We start from the raw sequence: 15,093 nt of genomic DNA on the forward strand, positions 1-15,093 counted from the left end.
GAGGGAAGAGCTTTGGGCCCCCTCCGGCGGAAGCTCATGATCCCTCTCATCCTGGTCCTGGCTGCCGTTAGCCTCTATTTCGTCATGCGCTGGACGGCCCTGGAGCGGGAACGTTTGAGCGTTATAGAAGGTGCCCTCCGGGATGCCCTGGCCCCGGTGGAAAAGGGTATTACCCTGGTGGTAAACAAAGCCGGGGGCTGGCTGGCGGTAATCAAAAATTACAGCCGCCTCCAGGCCGAAAACCAGGCCTTAAAAGAGGAAGTAGCGGCTTTAAGGACGGCTAATATTCAACTGGAAGAATACCGCCAGGAAAACCTCCGCCTCCGCGAACTCCTAAATTTTACGGAAGTCAATCGCAATGCCTATGATTTTGTCGTGGCCCCGGTAATCGCCCGTAATCCTTCTAACTGGTACCAGAGTCTTACCCTGGGACTGGGGACCGCGGCGGGACTGCAGAAGGACCAGGTGGTGGTTACTTCCCGGGGGGTGGTCGGCAGGATTACCGCCGTCACGCCCCGGACGGCGGAAGTCCTGCTTATCTTGGACCGGGAAGGTGCCCTGGGCGGCATGATCCAGGTTAACCGGACTCCGGGCATTGTCGAAGGGAGCCCTGATTACCGCGGCTACCTGCAGATGATTCATATTGCCCGCGACGCCCCGGTAATGGAAAACCAGGTGGTCGTCACTTCCGGCCTGGGCGGTATTTATCCCAGGGGCTTATTCCTGGGAACGGTGGTCAAAATTTTACCCGAGCCTGACGGGCTTATGAAACGGGCTATAATTGAACCGTCGGTAGATTTTGACCGGCTGGAAGAAGTCCTGGTCATTACGCGGGTCAAGGAGGGCATTGCAGATGCAGTTCCTGGGGTTGATGCTCCTCTGGCTGGCAGCCCTTATCCTGGAAGCAACCCTGCTGCCAGCCTTTAAAATGGCAGGAGTCAAGGCCGACCTGCTTACAGTTTTTCTAACTATTTTTGCCTTTCTTAAAGGGGCGCCCGGGGGAGCTGCCGCCGGTTTTTTTTGCGGGCTCCTGGAAGACTTGTACCTGGCCAAATTTTTAGGTCTCAATGCCCTGATCAGGATGGCAACCGGTTACCTGGTCGGTTTGAGTAAAGATTGGTTGAATCGTGACAACATTCTAGCACCCGGTATTCTTACTTTCGTGGCGACCGTTGGCCAGGGATTTTTATTTTTGTTTATAAGCTACCTGGCGGGATTTAAATATCCCTGGCTGGCCGGGATGTTAACCGTAGTATTGCCCATGGCCTTATATAATAGCAGCCTAGCCGTGCTGGGTTACAGCATCTATCAAGGGGGAGCAGCATGGGGGAGCAGGAAAAGGAAAACTGGAAACTGAAACTCTCCAGGCGCCTTAAAGGTTATCTGGGAATTCTTATTTTTATTTTTGCCCTCTTAACCTCCCGCCTGTTTTTTCTCCAGGTTGTCAACGCCCAGGAATTCAGCAAGCAGTCGGCCGAGAACCGCATCCGGATCAACCCCATTGAAGCCCGCCGGGGCGATATCCTGGATAGGAACGGCCAGGTCCTGGCCACCAGCCAGCCCGTATATGTCGTTACCATCCGCAGCGTCCCCAACCAGGACCTGGATACAGTTATTAATAACCTTGCCGCCCTCCTGGCAGACCCGGAACTGACACCGGAGGTTATTAAAGAATTAATCAAGAAGAACCCTTTCCGTTACCAGTCCACGGAGATAAAGAGGCTTCCGGCCAGCGATCCGGCAGCTATAGCTACAATAACCCGGCTCGAGGAGCACCGCCAGGACCTGCCGGGGGTAAATATTACCGAGGAACCCCAGCGTTATTACCCCTACGGCTCCCTGGCCGGGCACCTGCTGGGTTATGTCGGCCAGATAACCCAGCAGGAACTGGAAGCCAGGAAAGAAGAAAATTACGGCATCAACGATAAAATCGGCAAGAGCGGTATTGAAGCCTTCCTGGAATACAGCAACGCCGACGGCCAGGAGATAGGACTGCGCGGTAAAAAGGGCGCCGAACAGGTGGAAGTTGACGCTGCCAATCGTAAGGTACGGGACCTGGTAACCCTGCCGCCCACACCGGGCGATACCGTCCAGCTTACTATCGACTTAAAGCTCCAGCAGACCCTGGAAAAAGCTATGGACCAGGTGATAGCGGCTACAAAGGAGAGGAACCCCAAAGCCGGCGGCGGGGCGGCGGTGGTCCTGGATGTTAAGAGCGGGGCGATCCTGGCCATGGCCAGTAAACCCGATCTGGATCCCAACGACTTTGTTAACGGCAACTTTGCCAGGAAACAGGGCTATTATAATGACCCGCGCCTGAGACCCCTTTTCAACCGGGCCATCCAGGGTGTCTACCCGCCCGGCTCCACATTTAAGCCCATTACGGCCATGGCAGCCCTGGATGCCGGTGTAGTGCAACCCCAGGACACCGTTTATGACGGCGGCCGCTACTGGAAACCGGGAGGAATTACCTGCTGGGCGGTCCACGGTAATGTTAATTTATATCGCGGCATGGCCGTCTCCTGCAATACCTATTTCCAGTGGGCCGGGGAACTCGCCGGCATCGATAAAATCAATGCTGTGGCGGCGCAATTTGGCCTGGGAGAACCTACAGGGGTTGTCGGCCTCCACGGAGAAGCCCGGGGCATCCTGCCTTCACCGGCGTGGAAAAAAGAGATTAATGCCCCTTACTGGGACCGGTGGCTAAAAAACCAGGAAGAACGCATTGAAAAGAAATATGCCGGCTTGCTGGCTTCGGCCCCTCCTGAGGAAAAAGGCAAGCTGCTGCAGCAGAAAGAAAGGGAGCTAAATCAGGTTAGAGCCGAGTACCGGATCAATTTTAACTTCAACACGACCTGGCAGCCTTTTAATACTTATAATACCTCCATCGGCCAGGGCGATAATGGCTATACCATCATCCAGCTGGCCAATTATATAGCCACCCTGGCCAACGGGGGTACCCGCTGGCGCCCCTACCTGGTAGATAAGGTTATCGGCACCGACGGTTCGCTGAAAAAACAATACCAGGCCGAAGCTGCCGGGAGGGTGACGGTTTCGCAAGATGTCATGGCCGAGGTACGGCGGGCCATGCTGGAAGTGACCCGGGGTAGCGATGGTACTGCCGCTTTCCTTTTTCGCGATTTCCCACCGGATCTTCAGGTAGCGGCCAAGACCGGCACGGCCCAGACCGGGCTGGCCGGCGACGACAAAAATAGCGATTTTTACGGGCTTTTTGTAGCCTTTGCTCCCTATAACGACCCGCAAATTGCTGTCGCAGTTATCATTGAATACGCCCAGCATGGCGGCGACTCCGCCGGTGCGGTAGCCCGGGCAGTCCTGGCCCAGTACTTTGGTCTCACGGAAATCTTGAATAAACCTTTTAACGGCATTGCCGTGGAATAATGTCAGGTGGCGTCTTTATATGCTGAGAAGATGGGGAAAAAAGACCCCATCTTTTTTCCTGTCGCGGCAGGATTTACCTCGCCGGTGTAGAAAAATTAAAAGGCCGAGGAGGATTCTGCCGCCCGGTAACAAGGAGGAGAAGGGTCGTGTTATCTTCAACTGGTAGTGACACCGGGGCAGGCACCCGGCAGGGGATAACGTTTCCGGCTGCCAGGGAGAAACCGGGGGCAGACAACCATACTTTTCTGGTCTGCCGTACGGTACGTTCCGGCCAGAGGTTTGAATACCCCGGAAATGTGGTAGTCATGGGCGACGTTCATCCCGGTGGGGAAATAGTTGCCAGCGGCCATGTCATTGTCATGGGTACTTTAAGGGGAGTAGTTCATGCCGGGGCAGAGGGCGATGAAAAGGCCGTGGTCATGGCCTTCCGGCTCCAGCCCACCCAGTTGCGGATTGCCGGCTACATTACCAGGGCACCCGACAATGAAGCCCAGGATATCACGGGAGAACCCGAGATTGCCCGCGTCCAGGATGAAGCAGTCGTCATTGAAAAATACCAGCCCGGCGGCGAAAAACGATGGTTAAACAGGACCATGTTTGAGGAAGAGGAGGAACAAAATGGGTGAAGTGATCGTCATCACTTCCGGTAAAGGCGGGGTTGGCAAAACAACTACTACGGCCAATCTTGGCACCGGCCTGGCCAGTCTGGGAAAGAAAGTCGTCCTGGTTGATACGGACATTGGCTTAAGAAACCTGGATGTGGTTATGGGCCTGGAAAACCGGATTGTCTACGATCTTCTCGATGTCGTCGAGGGACGTTGCCGCCTGAAGCAGGCTTTGATTAAGGATAAAAGGTTGGAAAACCTGTACCTTTTACCGGCCAACCAGACCAGGGACAAAACCGCCGTAAGCCGCCAGCAGATGGTCGATCTGATGGCCCAGCTGCGTGAGGAATATGAATTTGTTTTAATCGACTGTCCGGCCGGGATTGAGATGGGGTTTAAAAATGCCATCGCCGGGGCGGAAAAGGCCCTGGTTGTGACTACACCGGAAGTTGCCGCCGTCCGGGATGCCGACCGTATTATCGGTCTTCTAGAAGCAGCTGAGATGGAAGCACCGCGCTTGATCATCAATCGCCTGCGGCCTGATATGGTACGCAAGGGCGACATGATGGACATCGAGGATATGCTGGAGATCCTGGCTATCGATCTTATCGGCGTGGTACCGGAAGACGAGTATATCGTTATTTCCACCAACCGCGGCGAACCGGCAGTTCTGGACAAGCATTCCCGGGCCGGTCAGGCCTACCGTAATATTGCCCGTCGTCTTACAGGAGAAGAAGTGCCTTTTTTGAACTGGGACGCGGGGAACGGGATTATGGCCAGGCTCCGCAGGCTGATAGGCCTGGGTTAGGAAGGGGGCGTACGCGGGGTGCTAGAGTTTTTGCTGCGTATCTTCGGGCGGGATACCACAGCCAGTAAAAAGGTTGCCAAGGAACGCCTGCGCCTGGTACTGGTCCATGACCGGGCCGGTGTTTCCCCGCACCTGCTGGAAGCCCTGAAAAACGACCTGATTAGCGTCATATCCGAATACCTGGACATCGACACCCAGGGGTTGGAGGTCACTTTAAGTCACGAAAACGATTCTGTAGCCCTGGTGGCCAATATCCCCATCCTGAGGGTCAAGCGCACCTTTAAAACCGGTGCGGAGACAAGCGTTAAAGCCTGAAAGTTTGCAAGCGTCCCCCGGGTTCCTGCCGGGGGATGTTTTTACCTCTTTTTTTATTATAGCCCGCCCGGGTTTGCTGTTATATAATATTAGCGACGGCGAAAATCGCCGAGACGTTGGGGTGGGTATATATCACTACCGGAAGGCACCAGGCGGTGTAAAGATGCTTGAACGCAAACTCTGGCGCAACCTTGATTATTATTTTGTCGGCTGCATTATCGCCCTGTTATTAATCAGTTTGGCCGTCCTCAGCAGTGCCGGAGCCAACGTAGCAACAGACCCCTTTTATTATGCCAAGAAGCAACTGGTAGGGATTTTAGTCGGCCTGGCGGGGTTGACGGTAGTATTGCTTACCGATTACGGGCAATTGAGACGCTATCACTACCTGCTGTATACCCTGAATTTAGTTTTACTGGTCACGGTTTTTTTAGTTGGGCACCAGGCCAAGGGCGCCCAGCGCTGGATCAACCTGGGGCCTTTTCTCTTCCAGCCATCCGAGTTTGCCAAAACCATAACAGTTATTACCCTGGCCTGCTTGCTGGATAAACGCCAGGGCAAGCTCAACCGCTGGCAGGATTTAATCATTCCCTTTGCCTACGTTGCCGTGCCTATGCTGTTGATTTTAAAACAGCCCGACCTGGGTACGGCTCTGGTGTTAATGGCCATCCTTTTCGGGATGCTATTCGTAGGAGGAGCCAATCCCCGGCTGTTATTAATAATCGCCGGCGGGGGCCTGCTCCTGGTAGGACTGGCCCTTTTTGCCCATTTTCGTTATGGGCTGCCCCTGCCCCTGGAGGACTACCAGTTACGACGGCTGGTGGTAGTCCTTAATCCCTATAACGACGGCCGGGGGGGTACCGGTGCCGGTTACCATGTGATCCAGTCCCAGATCGCCATCGGTTCCGGCGGCCTGTGGGGGGTCGGCTTTCGCCAGGGTTCCCAGGTACAGTTGAATTTCCTCCCGGAACACCATACCGATTTTATCTTCTCGGTGGTGGGTGAAGAGCTGGGCTTCATCCGCACCGTGGGTATCCTTGCCCTCTACTTCTTACTCCTTTATCGTATGCTCCGTATTGCCGCCCAGGCCAAGGACATGTTTGGCGCTTTACTGGTAAGCGGCGTGGCCTCCATGTTTACCTTTCATATTCTCGTTAATATAGGCATGACCATAGGGATCATGCCGGTAACGGGGATCCCCCTGCCCCTTTTCAGTTATGGAGGTAGCGCCATGCTGGCCAATATGCTGGCCCTGGGGCTGGTTCTCAATGTTAACCTCAGGCGGCAAAAAATTCTTTTTTAGGGTTACTCCTATTGACAAGGAGTAACCCCTTGTGTATATTAGTAATTGACTGTTAGCACTAAACTAAGGTGAGTGCTAACAACTCCCATGTACTGTGAAAGGAGGATTTTTATGCTCAAACCGCTTGCCGACAGGGTTGTACTCAAGGTCCTGACCGGCGAAGAAAAAACCCAGGGGGGTATTGTTTTACCGGATACTGCCAAGGAAAAGCCCCAGGAAGGGGAAGTAGTGGCCGTAGGGCCGGGCAAGATCCTGGAGAACGGTACCCGGGTAGCGCCGGAAGTTAAAGTCGGCGATATAGTGGTTTTTGCCAAGTACAGCGGCACTGAAGTCAAGTTCGAGGGCCAGGAATACCTGATTATCCGCGACAGCGATATCCTGGCCATTAAGGAAAAATAAAGGCATCTGGAGGAGGTAGAAAAAATTATGGCTGCCAAACAACTGGCCTTTGATTCAGAAGCCAGGCGTGCCCTGGAAAAAGGTGTCAGTGCTGTAGCCCAGGCGGTGAAAGTTACCCTGGGGCCCAAGGGCCGCAATGTAGTTATTGAACGTAAGTTTGGTTCCCCGGTCATTACCAAGGACGGGGTTACCGTTGCTAAAGAAATCGAGCTGAAAGACCCCTATGAAAATATGGGTGCCCAGCTCTGCCGGGAAGTAGCCTCCAAGACCAACGATGTTGCCGGTGATGGGACAACCACTGCTACCGTCCTGGCCCAGGCTATTGTGCTGGAAGGCCTGAAGAATGTGGCCGCCGGCGCCAACCCTGTTTTTATCAAGAAGGGTATTGACCGGGCCGTGGAAGCGGTAGTCGATGAGATTAAGAAAATAAGCATCCCGGTAGAATCTAAAGAAAGCATAGCCCATGTGGCTTCTATTGCCGCCAATGAGCGTGAGATCGGCGAACTCATTGCCGACGCCATGGAGAAAGTTGGTAAAGACGGCGTCATTACGGTGGAAGAATCCAAAGGTACGGCCACTACTGTAGAAGTAGTGGAAGGTATGGAATTCGACCGCGGGTATGTATCGCCGTATTTTGTAACCAACGCCGAGGCCATGGAAGCCGAATTTGAAGAACCCTATATACTTATCCATGAAAAGAAAATCTCGGCCATCAACGACCTGCTGCCCCTGCTGGAGAAAGTGGTCCGCACGGGCAGGCCCCTGGTTATTATAGCCGAGGACGTTGAAGGCGAAGCCCTGGCCACCCTGGTGGTCAACAAGCTGCGCGGCACCCTGAACTGCGCCGCCGTCAAGGCTCCCGGCTTCGGCGACCGCCGCAAGGCCATGATGGAGGATATCGCCATCCTGACCGGTGGTACTTTCATTTCCGAAGACCTGGGCGTCAAGCTGGAGAACGTCGACCTTAACATGCTTGGCCGGGCCAAGAAGGTTAAGATTGCCAAGGAAAAGACCACCATTGTCGAGGGTTACGGCAAGAAAGAAGCCATCGACGGCCGCGTTGCCCAGATTAAGAAGCAGATTGAAGAAACCGATTCTGATTACGACCGCGAGAAGCTGCAGGAACGCCTGGCCAAGATGGCGGGCGGCGTTGCCGTCATCCGTGTCGGTGCGGCTACCGAAACCGAACTGAAAGAGAAGAAGCACCGGGTCGAAGACGCCCTGGCAGCCACGCGGGCTGCCGTTGAGGAAGGTATTGTCCCCGGCGGCGGCGCCACCCTGGTCCACTGCATCCCGGCGGTAGAAAAGCTCCAGGCCGAGGGCGATGAAGCTGTGGGTGTCCGGATCATCAAGCGGGCCCTGGAAGAACCCCTGCGCCAGATTGCGGCCAACGCCGGCCTGGAAGGCTCGGTTATCGTGGAACGCGTGCGCAACGAAAAGCCCGGCATTGGCTTTGACGCCGTCACCGAGCAGTATGTTGATATGGTGAAAGCCGGTATCGTTGACCCGGCCAAGGTTACCCGGAGCGCCCTGCAGAACGCGGCCAGCATTGCCGCCATGCTCCTGACCACCGAGGCCCTGGTAGCCGAGATTCCAAAGGAAGAAAAGACACCGCCCATGCCACCCGGAGGCATGGATTACTAAGATAGAAAGGGACCTGGAGGATACTCCTCCAGGTCTTTTTTAGTGTGCGCCCGGCATGGGCGATAACTGTATTTATTTTTGTTTATTTGTCGGGATAGACAACATCCTTGCCTTACGTAACAATGTAGGCTGGCTAACACCAAGGGCCCGGGCGGCTTTATGGGTGCTGCCGTACTTTTTCAGTGCTTCTTCGATTATCTCCTTTTCTACTATTCTTACCGTTTCTTTTAGCGTTAAATTCATTTTTTGTAAAGATAGAGAGGCATTCTTTTTGCTTTCGATTATATTCTTGATATGTTTCTGTGAAATTACATCATCATCGACAATAACTATTAATCTTTCAATAAGATTTTCAAGCTCTCTAACGTTACCTGGCCAGTCGTACTGTTCAAGCAAGTTTAATGCGGAAATGTCTATATGTTTATCGGCACCATATTTTTCATTATATTTTTCCAGGAAATGCAATACCAGCTTGGCAATGTCTTCTCTTCTTGTACGTAAAGGCGGGATTACTATAGGTAGAACATTAAGACGGTAATATAAATCCTCCCGGAAGGTGCCCTTATTGACCATTTCTTCAAGATTTCTATTAGTTGCCGCTATAACCCTCACATTTAATTTTATAGACCTGGTCCCCCCGATCCGGGTAATTTCTTTTTCTTGCAAAACGCGCAGTAATTTTGATTGCAGGTGTAATGGCAATTCCCCGATTTCGTCAAGAAGAATAGTACCTTTATTGGCCATTTCAAAAAAACCTATCTTATCTTTGTTCAAAGCGCCTGTAAATGCTCCTTTTTCATAGCCGAATAATTCTGATTCAAGCAGGTTTTCCGGTATGGCGGCACAGTTTACTTTGATATAAGGACCATCGCGCCTGGAGCTGTTTTTATGGATTTCATTGGCGACAATCTCTTTGCCGACCCCTGTTTCGCCCACGATTAGCACGGTGGAATCTACTTTGGCAACTTGGTATATCAGTTCTTTAACCTTTTGCATACTGGGACTGTCGCCTATCAGTCCTATCATATTATACTGTTGCTTCCGTAAATATTCGAGTTCTGTGTAATATCTTTTAGTTATTTGCTTGGAGCTCTCGAGTTTCTCTTTTAATTTTATCAACTCTGTTATATCCCTCATAACTGTTAAGACCTTGGTAATTTCGCCCTGCTCGTTAAAAAAAGGATTAGAAGTTACAAGTACTTTTTTGTTGGTTCTAATCAACACACACATCTCAGATACATTTTTCTTTTTAGCCAGGGCTATGCGGCAAACTTCTTTATCCATGTACTTTTCTTTTACTAATATGCTAACATGCTTGCCTATTATATCTTCTCTACTTTTTACCCCTGTTAATTCCATAAAAACTTTGTTTATGGCTATTATAACACCCTGTTTGTCTACCATATAAATTCCATCCGAAATAGCGTCCCCTATAGCGAAGGCCTCTATTGATTTTTCCTGGCATATTCGCAGTTCATGCAGTTCATTTTCCAGCTCATTAAGCCTTGTTTTATAAAATTGATTTTCACGAATTAAAGCAAGCAGCAGGTCATTAATATCCATATCAGTGGTTTTAATCAAATTATCAAGTTCTGCTTTGGTTTCTTTATTTAGTTCGATTATAACCGGATTATGTTTCATTTAAATTCACCTCGATAAACCTTGTGGCATCCAATAATAATTCTATTTAAGAGTTCCTCATGTTAATTAATATTCCTTCTACCAGCAAAATTAAAGGAGCTATTTTTATGTTTAACGATACAATAATGTATCACAAAACGATACAGGAAATAATCAAAATAATATTTAAAGCAGGGGTGTTTTTCATTAAGTATAAAACTTGATATAAATAAGTATCAAAATTAAAAGATGGAGATATAATTTTTCTATTTTTCCTGGCTGGTATAGTTTTTGCATAGCTAAAAGACAGGAACATAAAGAGGGGTAATAAATAGTGAACAAGATAGCTAATAAACAAGAATTTATTAGTCGAATTAAAAACAACAGTGTTGTTATGATTGGGGGTTTTATGGGGGTTGGAAGCCCGGACTATTTAATTGAGTGTATCTTAGAAACTGAAATCAAAGATTTAATTATCATTTCTAATGATACATGTTTTGTAAATAAAGGTGTCGGCAAGCTTGTTGGCAATAAACGTGTTAAAAAAGTCATTGCTTCCCATATTGGTACAAATCCTGAAACAGGCCGGCAAATGAATGCAGGAGAAATTGAAGTGGAACTTATTCCCCAGGGAACCCTGGCAGAAAGGATAAGGTGTGCTGGAGCCGGCCTGGGAGGAGTGTTGACGCCTACGGGTATAGGCACTGTTGTAGAAAGCAATAAAAACAAAATAACAATTAACGGCAAAAGTTATCTTCTGGAATTACCCTTGTATGCAGATATTGCCCTAATAAAGGCGGCAAAAGCTGATACTTATGGTAATTTAGTTTACCGCAGGGCTGCACGAAACTTTAACCCAATTATGGCCATGGCCGCAAAACTTGTTATTGCTGAAGTAGAAGAAATAGTGGAAGTGGGTGACCTGGACCCGGATGAAGTTATGACACCAGGTATATTTGTAGATATGATAGTGCCTGCCAAATCATTATGTTAAAGGACGGGGGCAAATTTATGAAGGAGATTGTAATTCTTAGTGCTGTAAGAACAGCTATTGGAACTTTTGGAGGGAGCCTTGCCAATACCCCGGCTACAGAGCTTGGGGCAATTGTTATCAAGGAGGCCCTTAACAGGGCTAAAGTATCCCCGGATGACGTTGATGAAGTGCTAATGGGGTGTGTTTTGCAAGCCGGTTTGGGCCAGAACGTTGCGCGTCAATGCGCATATCAAGCAGGGTTGCCGGTTAAAGTACCGGCAACAACAATAAATAAAGTTTGCGGGTCAGGCCTGGAAGCAGTAATCATGGCAGCCCGGGCAATAGCAGCAGGTGACGCTGAGATTGTAGTAGCCGGGGGAACAGAAAACATGAGCCAGGCCCCCTATGTGATTCCCAAAGGTCGTTTTGGGTATCGCATGGGTGATGGGACCCTGGTTGATGAGATGATAAAAGACGGGCTGTGGTGTGCTTTTGGCCAATATCATATGGGAATCACCGCCGAAAATATTGCTGCCAGATGGGGTATAACCCGTGAAGAACAGGACGCTTTTGCTGCTGAAAGCCAGAGAAAAGCAGAAATTGCATTGCAAACAAATAGATTTGCTGATGAGATTGTTCCTGTAACAGTATCGGTAAAAGGAGGAACAAAGAATTTTACTGTTGATGAGCACCCGCGGCCAGGAACAACACTGGAAGTTTTGGCTAAGCTTAAACCTGCTTTTAAGAAAGATGGTACTGTTACTGCAGGCAATGCCTCTGGTATCAATGATGCGGCCGCTGCTCTCGTCCTAACTACCGCTGAGAAAGCTGAAAAGCTTGGTGTAAAGCCCATGGCAAGGTTTGTTGCCGGGGCCTCTGCAGGGGTAGATCCGGCTGTGATGGGGATCGGCCCTGTTGAAGCTACAAGAAAAGTATTAGCTAAAGCCAAATGGCAGCTATCAGAGATTGAATTGATTGAAGCTAACGAAGCATTTGCGGCGCAATCCCTGGCGGTAATCAAAGAGCTTAATCTTAACCGGGATATAGTCAATGTCAACGGCGGCGCAATAGCCCTGGGACATCCTATCGGGGCCAGTGGAGCTAGAATTTTGGTGACCTTACTGCATGAAATGGAGAAAAGAGATGTACAGAAAGGGCTGGCTACTTTATGCGTCGGCGGGGGCCAGGGAGTATCCGTGCTGGTAGAAAGAAGGTGAAATAATTATGGAGAATTTCAGGGAGATAATAGCAAAAAATGTTGCTAAGATGCTTCATGATGGAGATGTTGTTAATCTAGGCATTGGACTACCGACTTTAGTTGCCAATTATATACCTGAGGGTATAAACATTATATTCCAGTCTGAAAACGGTTTTGTTGGTGCAGGTCCTAAACCGCAAGAAGGTCAGGAAGACAAGGATTTAGTAAACGCAGGAGGCCAACCGGTTACAATATTACCAGGGGGAGCATGTTTTGATAGCGCGTTATCTTTTGCCATAATTCGTGGCGGGCACATTGATGCAACAGTGCTGGGGGCATTGCAGGTAGATGAGGAAGGAAATTTAGCTAACTGGATGATTCCGGGGAAGATGGTGCCAGGAATGGGGGGTGCCATGGATTTAGTAGTAGGCGCCAGGAAAGTTATCGTTGCAATGGAACACACCACTAAAGACGGTAAACCCAAGGTCTTAAAAAAATGCAATTTACCTTTGACTGCCTGCAGGGAGGTGGATGTAATAGTAACAAATATGGCAGTCATTGAAGTGACTAATCGCGGTTTGGTTTTAAAGGAAATTGCACCGGGATTGAGCATTGAAGATGTCCAGGCGGCGACAGAACCCAAGTTAATTTTAGAAGGGGAAATAAAAATAATGGAAGTATAGTTCGTAAAGGAGGGTGAACCTGTGAAAAAGGTTGAATTAAAGGATGTTAAACCCTATGAAGCACCAAAACACTTTAATATGGTAGCCTTAAAACTGCATGGAAAAGAAGAAACCGGGGCACAAAAATTCTGGATGGGCTTATCGCATTTCCTCCCGGGGGGCGGGGCTGAATACGACGAATCTCCAGTTGAAAAGATATATTTTGTTCTTGAAGGGGAAGTTACAGTAATTAGTAAAACAGAAAAGATAGTTTTACGTGCATGGGATTCTATTTACATTGGCCCCAATGAAGGCAGGGAAATTATTAACGAGACTAATAAACCTGCTAGCATGCTAGTTGTAATCAATTATCCAGAAGCATAACCAATTTAATTTTATTCAGGTGAAAGGTGGAGGCTATGAAAAAGATAGATGAACATTTAACAAAAAGCATGTTTAATCTTGAAGGCAAAGTTGCCGTAGTAACAGGTGGCGCGGGAGCGTTGGGTGAAAGCATTGCTACTGCGCTGGCGATGTATGGAGCTGATGTAGTCGTTACCGGTAGGACAATGCAGACCCTTGAAGAATCTGTAAAAAACATTGAAAAAGCTGGGAGGAAGGCCCTGGCTATAACCTGCGATGTTTCCAGAGAAGACCAGGTTATAAATATGGTTGAAAAAACAATGGACAAATATGGAAAAATTGATATACTTGTAACTGCTGCCGGCATAGCGAAACGTTTTCCTGCTGAAGATTTCCCCCTGGATGCGTTTGAACAGGTTATGGATATTAATGTTAAAGGTACTTTTTTGTGCTGTAAACATGTTGGCAAAATAATGATTAAGCAGGGTCATGGAAAAATAATAACGATTTCTTCGGTAAGGGCTTTTGCTGGTCACCCGGGCGGGTATGCAGCTTACGGGACCAGTAAAGGCGCCGTAAATTTGCTGACAAAACAATTGGCCACAGAGTGGGCTAAATATAATATTAACGTAAATGCAGTAGCTCCAACTATTTTCTGGACCCCGCTGACCCAGGAGGTACTGGAAAACGAGAGTTTAAAACAAATTTTCCTTTCTAGAATCCCTATGGGAAGAGCTGCAGTTACTCAGGATATAGTAGGAGCTGTTATTTACTTTGCTGCACCGGCTTCGGATTTTGTTACCGGCCAGGTTTTATATGTAGATGGTGGTTGTACGGCAGGCTGATAAAGAGGTGAAATAGGCTTGCAAAAGAATATTACCGTTTTTGGTCCTGGTTTGATGGGCAGCGGTATATCCCAGTTGTTTGCCTCAAAAGGTTTTAAAGTAACTATTTGTGCGCGCGATTCAATAGAAGAGAGTTATGCCCTGGAAAGTATAAAATCTAATATTAAAATACTAATAGAAAACGGGGCCGAGCAACCGGATTTATTAGAAAAAACACTGGGAAATATCACTATTACACGGGATAGAAAACAGGCTGTTAGAGACGCTTATATAGTTTTCGAATGCATACCGGAGAATATGGAACTAAAGCAAGATCTCTTTTACGAACTGGATTGTATAAGTAGTGAAGAAACGATCCTGGCTACCAACACGTCAGTTATGAGCGTTACTGAAATAGGGGCTAGAGCAAAGCACAAGTCGAGAATTATCGGTACCCATTTCTGGAATCCGCCCTTTTTAATTCCTCTTGTCGAGGTGGTAAAAACAGCTCATGTTTCTGATGCTGTAGTTCAAAACACTGTTGATTTGCTGGTACAGGCCGGCAAGCACCCAGTTATTTGCAAAAAAGATGTACCCGGGTTTGTAGCCAACAGGTTACAACATGCGTTATGGAGGGAAGCAATTGCTATTATTGAGCAGGGTATTGCCGATCCGGAAACTGTAGATGAAGCCATTAAATATAGCTTTGGCATCAGGCTGCCGGTATTGGGCCCGATAGAAAACGCCGATATGATAGGTTTAGACCTTACGCTTTCTATCCATGATTATATTTTCAAGTACCTGGATAGTTCAACAGAACCATCTATGCTGCTAAAGGATAAGGTAAAAAAAGGAGAACTGGGTTTTAAAACAGGTAAAGGTTTCCGGGAATGGACTGCAGAAGAAATGCAATCATCACGCAAGAGATTACTGGAGTATTTAATTAAGGCCACCAAAGGCTTAAGCAATTAAAATATAAG

16 protein-coding genes are annotated in these 15,093 nt (G+C 48.7%); 15 read left to right on the forward strand and 1 reads right to left on the reverse strand.

From position 1 onward, the window contains the following. The first annotated feature begins 12 nt into the window (after positions 1–12). From mreC to groL, 9 genes are all read left to right on the forward strand, one after another. A complete protein-coding gene (mreC, locus tag NWF31_RS13140; protein WP_258360965.1) occupies positions 13–927 on the forward strand; it encodes a rod shape-determining protein MreC in 915 nt (304 codons plus the stop codon). After that, positions 854–1,357 (forward strand): rod shape-determining protein MreD, encoded by a 504-nt coding sequence (gene mreD / locus NWF31_RS13145; RefSeq protein ID WP_258360966.1) that lies wholly within the window; start codon positions 854–856, stop codon positions 1,355–1,357. Before mreC ends, mreD begins: the two co-directional genes overlap by 74 nt. Further along, the gene (mrdA, locus tag NWF31_RS13150; RefSeq protein WP_258360967.1) at positions 1,324–3,402 is read left to right on the forward strand and encodes a penicillin-binding protein 2; all 2,079 of its coding nucleotides are present in this window, start codon (positions 1,324–1,326) and stop codon (positions 3,400–3,402) included. Before mreD ends, mrdA begins: the two co-directional genes overlap by 34 nt. Before the next feature lie 146 nt (positions 3,403–3,548). Then, positions 3,549–4,028, forward strand: a complete 480-nt coding sequence (minC, locus tag NWF31_RS13155; RefSeq protein ID WP_258360968.1) for a septum site-determining protein MinC — start codon at positions 3,549–3,551, stop codon at positions 4,026–4,028. Then, on the forward strand, positions 4,021–4,815 hold the full coding sequence (minD, locus tag NWF31_RS13160) for a septum site-determining protein MinD (RefSeq protein ID WP_258360969.1): 795 nt from the start codon (positions 4,021–4,023) through the stop codon (positions 4,813–4,815). Before minC ends, minD begins: the two co-directional genes overlap by 8 nt. Positions 4,816–4,833: 18 nt before the next feature. Further along, complete coding sequence (gene minE, locus NWF31_RS13165; protein ID WP_258360970.1) at positions 4,834–5,130, forward strand: cell division topological specificity factor MinE; 297 nt, start codon at positions 4,834–4,836, stop codon at positions 5,128–5,130. Positions 5,131–5,293: 163 nt separating this feature from the next. After that, on the forward strand, positions 5,294–6,430 hold the full coding sequence (gene rodA, locus NWF31_RS13170) for a rod shape-determining protein RodA (RefSeq protein WP_258360971.1): 1,137 nt from the start codon (positions 5,294–5,296) through the stop codon (positions 6,428–6,430). Positions 6,431–6,541: 111 nt separating this feature from the next. Next, positions 6,542–6,829 (forward strand): co-chaperone GroES, encoded by a 288-nt coding sequence (gene groES, locus NWF31_RS13175; protein ID WP_258360972.1) that lies wholly within the window; start codon positions 6,542–6,544, stop codon positions 6,827–6,829. A 27-nt stretch (positions 6,830–6,856) separates the two neighbouring features. Continuing rightward, entirely contained in the window at positions 6,857–8,473 is a 1,617-nt protein-coding gene (gene groL, locus NWF31_RS13180; RefSeq protein ID WP_258360973.1) for a chaperonin GroEL, read from the forward strand. Between the two features lie 72 nt (positions 8,474–8,545). Here the strand turns inward: groL and NWF31_RS13185 are convergent, their stop codons facing one another. Further along, entirely contained in the window at positions 8,546–10,114 is a 1,569-nt protein-coding gene (locus tag NWF31_RS13185; RefSeq protein ID WP_258360974.1) for a sigma-54 interaction domain-containing protein, read from the reverse strand. Between the two features lie 313 nt (positions 10,115–10,427). Between NWF31_RS13185 and atoD the strand changes: the two genes are divergently transcribed. From atoD to NWF31_RS13215, 6 genes are read left to right on the forward strand one after another with little or no spacing between them, the layout of a single operon-like run. Next, on the forward strand, positions 10,428–11,087 hold the full coding sequence (atoD, locus tag NWF31_RS13190) for an acetate CoA-transferase subunit alpha (protein ID WP_258360975.1): 660 nt from the start codon (positions 10,428–10,430) through the stop codon (positions 11,085–11,087). 17 nt (positions 11,088–11,104) lie between these two features. Next, on the forward strand, positions 11,105–12,283 hold the full coding sequence (locus NWF31_RS13195) for an acetyl-CoA C-acetyltransferase (RefSeq protein WP_258360976.1): 1,179 nt from the start codon (positions 11,105–11,107) through the stop codon (positions 12,281–12,283). Between the two features lie 7 nt (positions 12,284–12,290). Further along, positions 12,291–12,947, forward strand: coding sequence for a CoA transferase subunit B (locus NWF31_RS13200; protein ID WP_258360977.1), 657 nt, complete (start codon positions 12,291–12,293; stop codon positions 12,945–12,947). A 21-nt stretch (positions 12,948–12,968) separates the two neighbouring features. Then, positions 12,969–13,310, forward strand: coding sequence for a cupin domain-containing protein (locus NWF31_RS13205; protein ID WP_258360978.1), 342 nt, complete (start codon positions 12,969–12,971; stop codon positions 13,308–13,310). A 35-nt stretch (positions 13,311–13,345) separates the two neighbouring features. Then, entirely contained in the window at positions 13,346–14,134 is a 789-nt protein-coding gene (locus NWF31_RS13210) for an SDR family NAD(P)-dependent oxidoreductase (protein ID WP_258360979.1), read from the forward strand. A gap of 18 nt (positions 14,135–14,152) precedes the next feature. Continuing rightward, positions 14,153–15,085 (forward strand): 3-hydroxyacyl-CoA dehydrogenase family protein, encoded by a 933-nt coding sequence (locus tag NWF31_RS13215; RefSeq protein WP_258360980.1) that lies wholly within the window; start codon positions 14,153–14,155, stop codon positions 15,083–15,085. Positions 15,086–15,093: the final 8 nt, after the last annotated feature.

The organism is Neomoorella sulfitireducens, assembly GCF_024733845.1.
Lineage (GTDB): Bacteria > Bacillota > DSM-521 > Neomoorellales > Neomoorellaceae > Neomoorella > Neomoorella sulfitireducens.

Bases quoted from the DNA above. Each gene is read 5' to 3' on its own strand.
- groES (WP_258360972.1), top strand. From the start codon at position 6,542: ATGCTCAAACCGCTTGCCGACAGGGTTGTACTCAAGGTCCTGACCGGC.
- rodA (WP_258360971.1), top strand. From the start codon at position 5,294: ATGCTTGAACGCAAACTCTGGCGCAACCTTGATTATTATTTTGTCGGC.
- groL (WP_258360973.1), top strand. From the start codon at position 6,857: ATGGCTGCCAAACAACTGGCCTTTGATTCAGAAGCCAGGCGTGCCCTG.
- NWF31_RS13200 (WP_258360977.1), top strand. From the start codon at position 12,291: ATGGAGAATTTCAGGGAGATAATAGCAAAAAATGTTGCTAAGATGCTT.
- mreD (WP_258360966.1), top strand. From the start codon at position 854: ATGCAGTTCCTGGGGTTGATGCTCCTCTGGCTGGCAGCCCTTATCCTG.
- NWF31_RS13195 (WP_258360976.1), top strand. From the start codon at position 11,105: ATGAAGGAGATTGTAATTCTTAGTGCTGTAAGAACAGCTATTGGAACT.
- mrdA (WP_258360967.1), top strand. From the start codon at position 1,324: ATGGGGGAGCAGGAAAAGGAAAACTGGAAACTGAAACTCTCCAGGCGC.
- NWF31_RS13210 (WP_258360979.1), top strand. From the start codon at position 13,346: ATGAAAAAGATAGATGAACATTTAACAAAAAGCATGTTTAATCTTGAA.
- minD (WP_258360969.1), top strand. From the start codon at position 4,021: ATGGGTGAAGTGATCGTCATCACTTCCGGTAAAGGCGGGGTTGGCAAA.
- NWF31_RS13185 (WP_258360974.1), bottom strand. From the start codon at position 10,114: ATGAAACATAATCCGGTTATAATCGAACTAAATAAAGAAACCAAAGCA.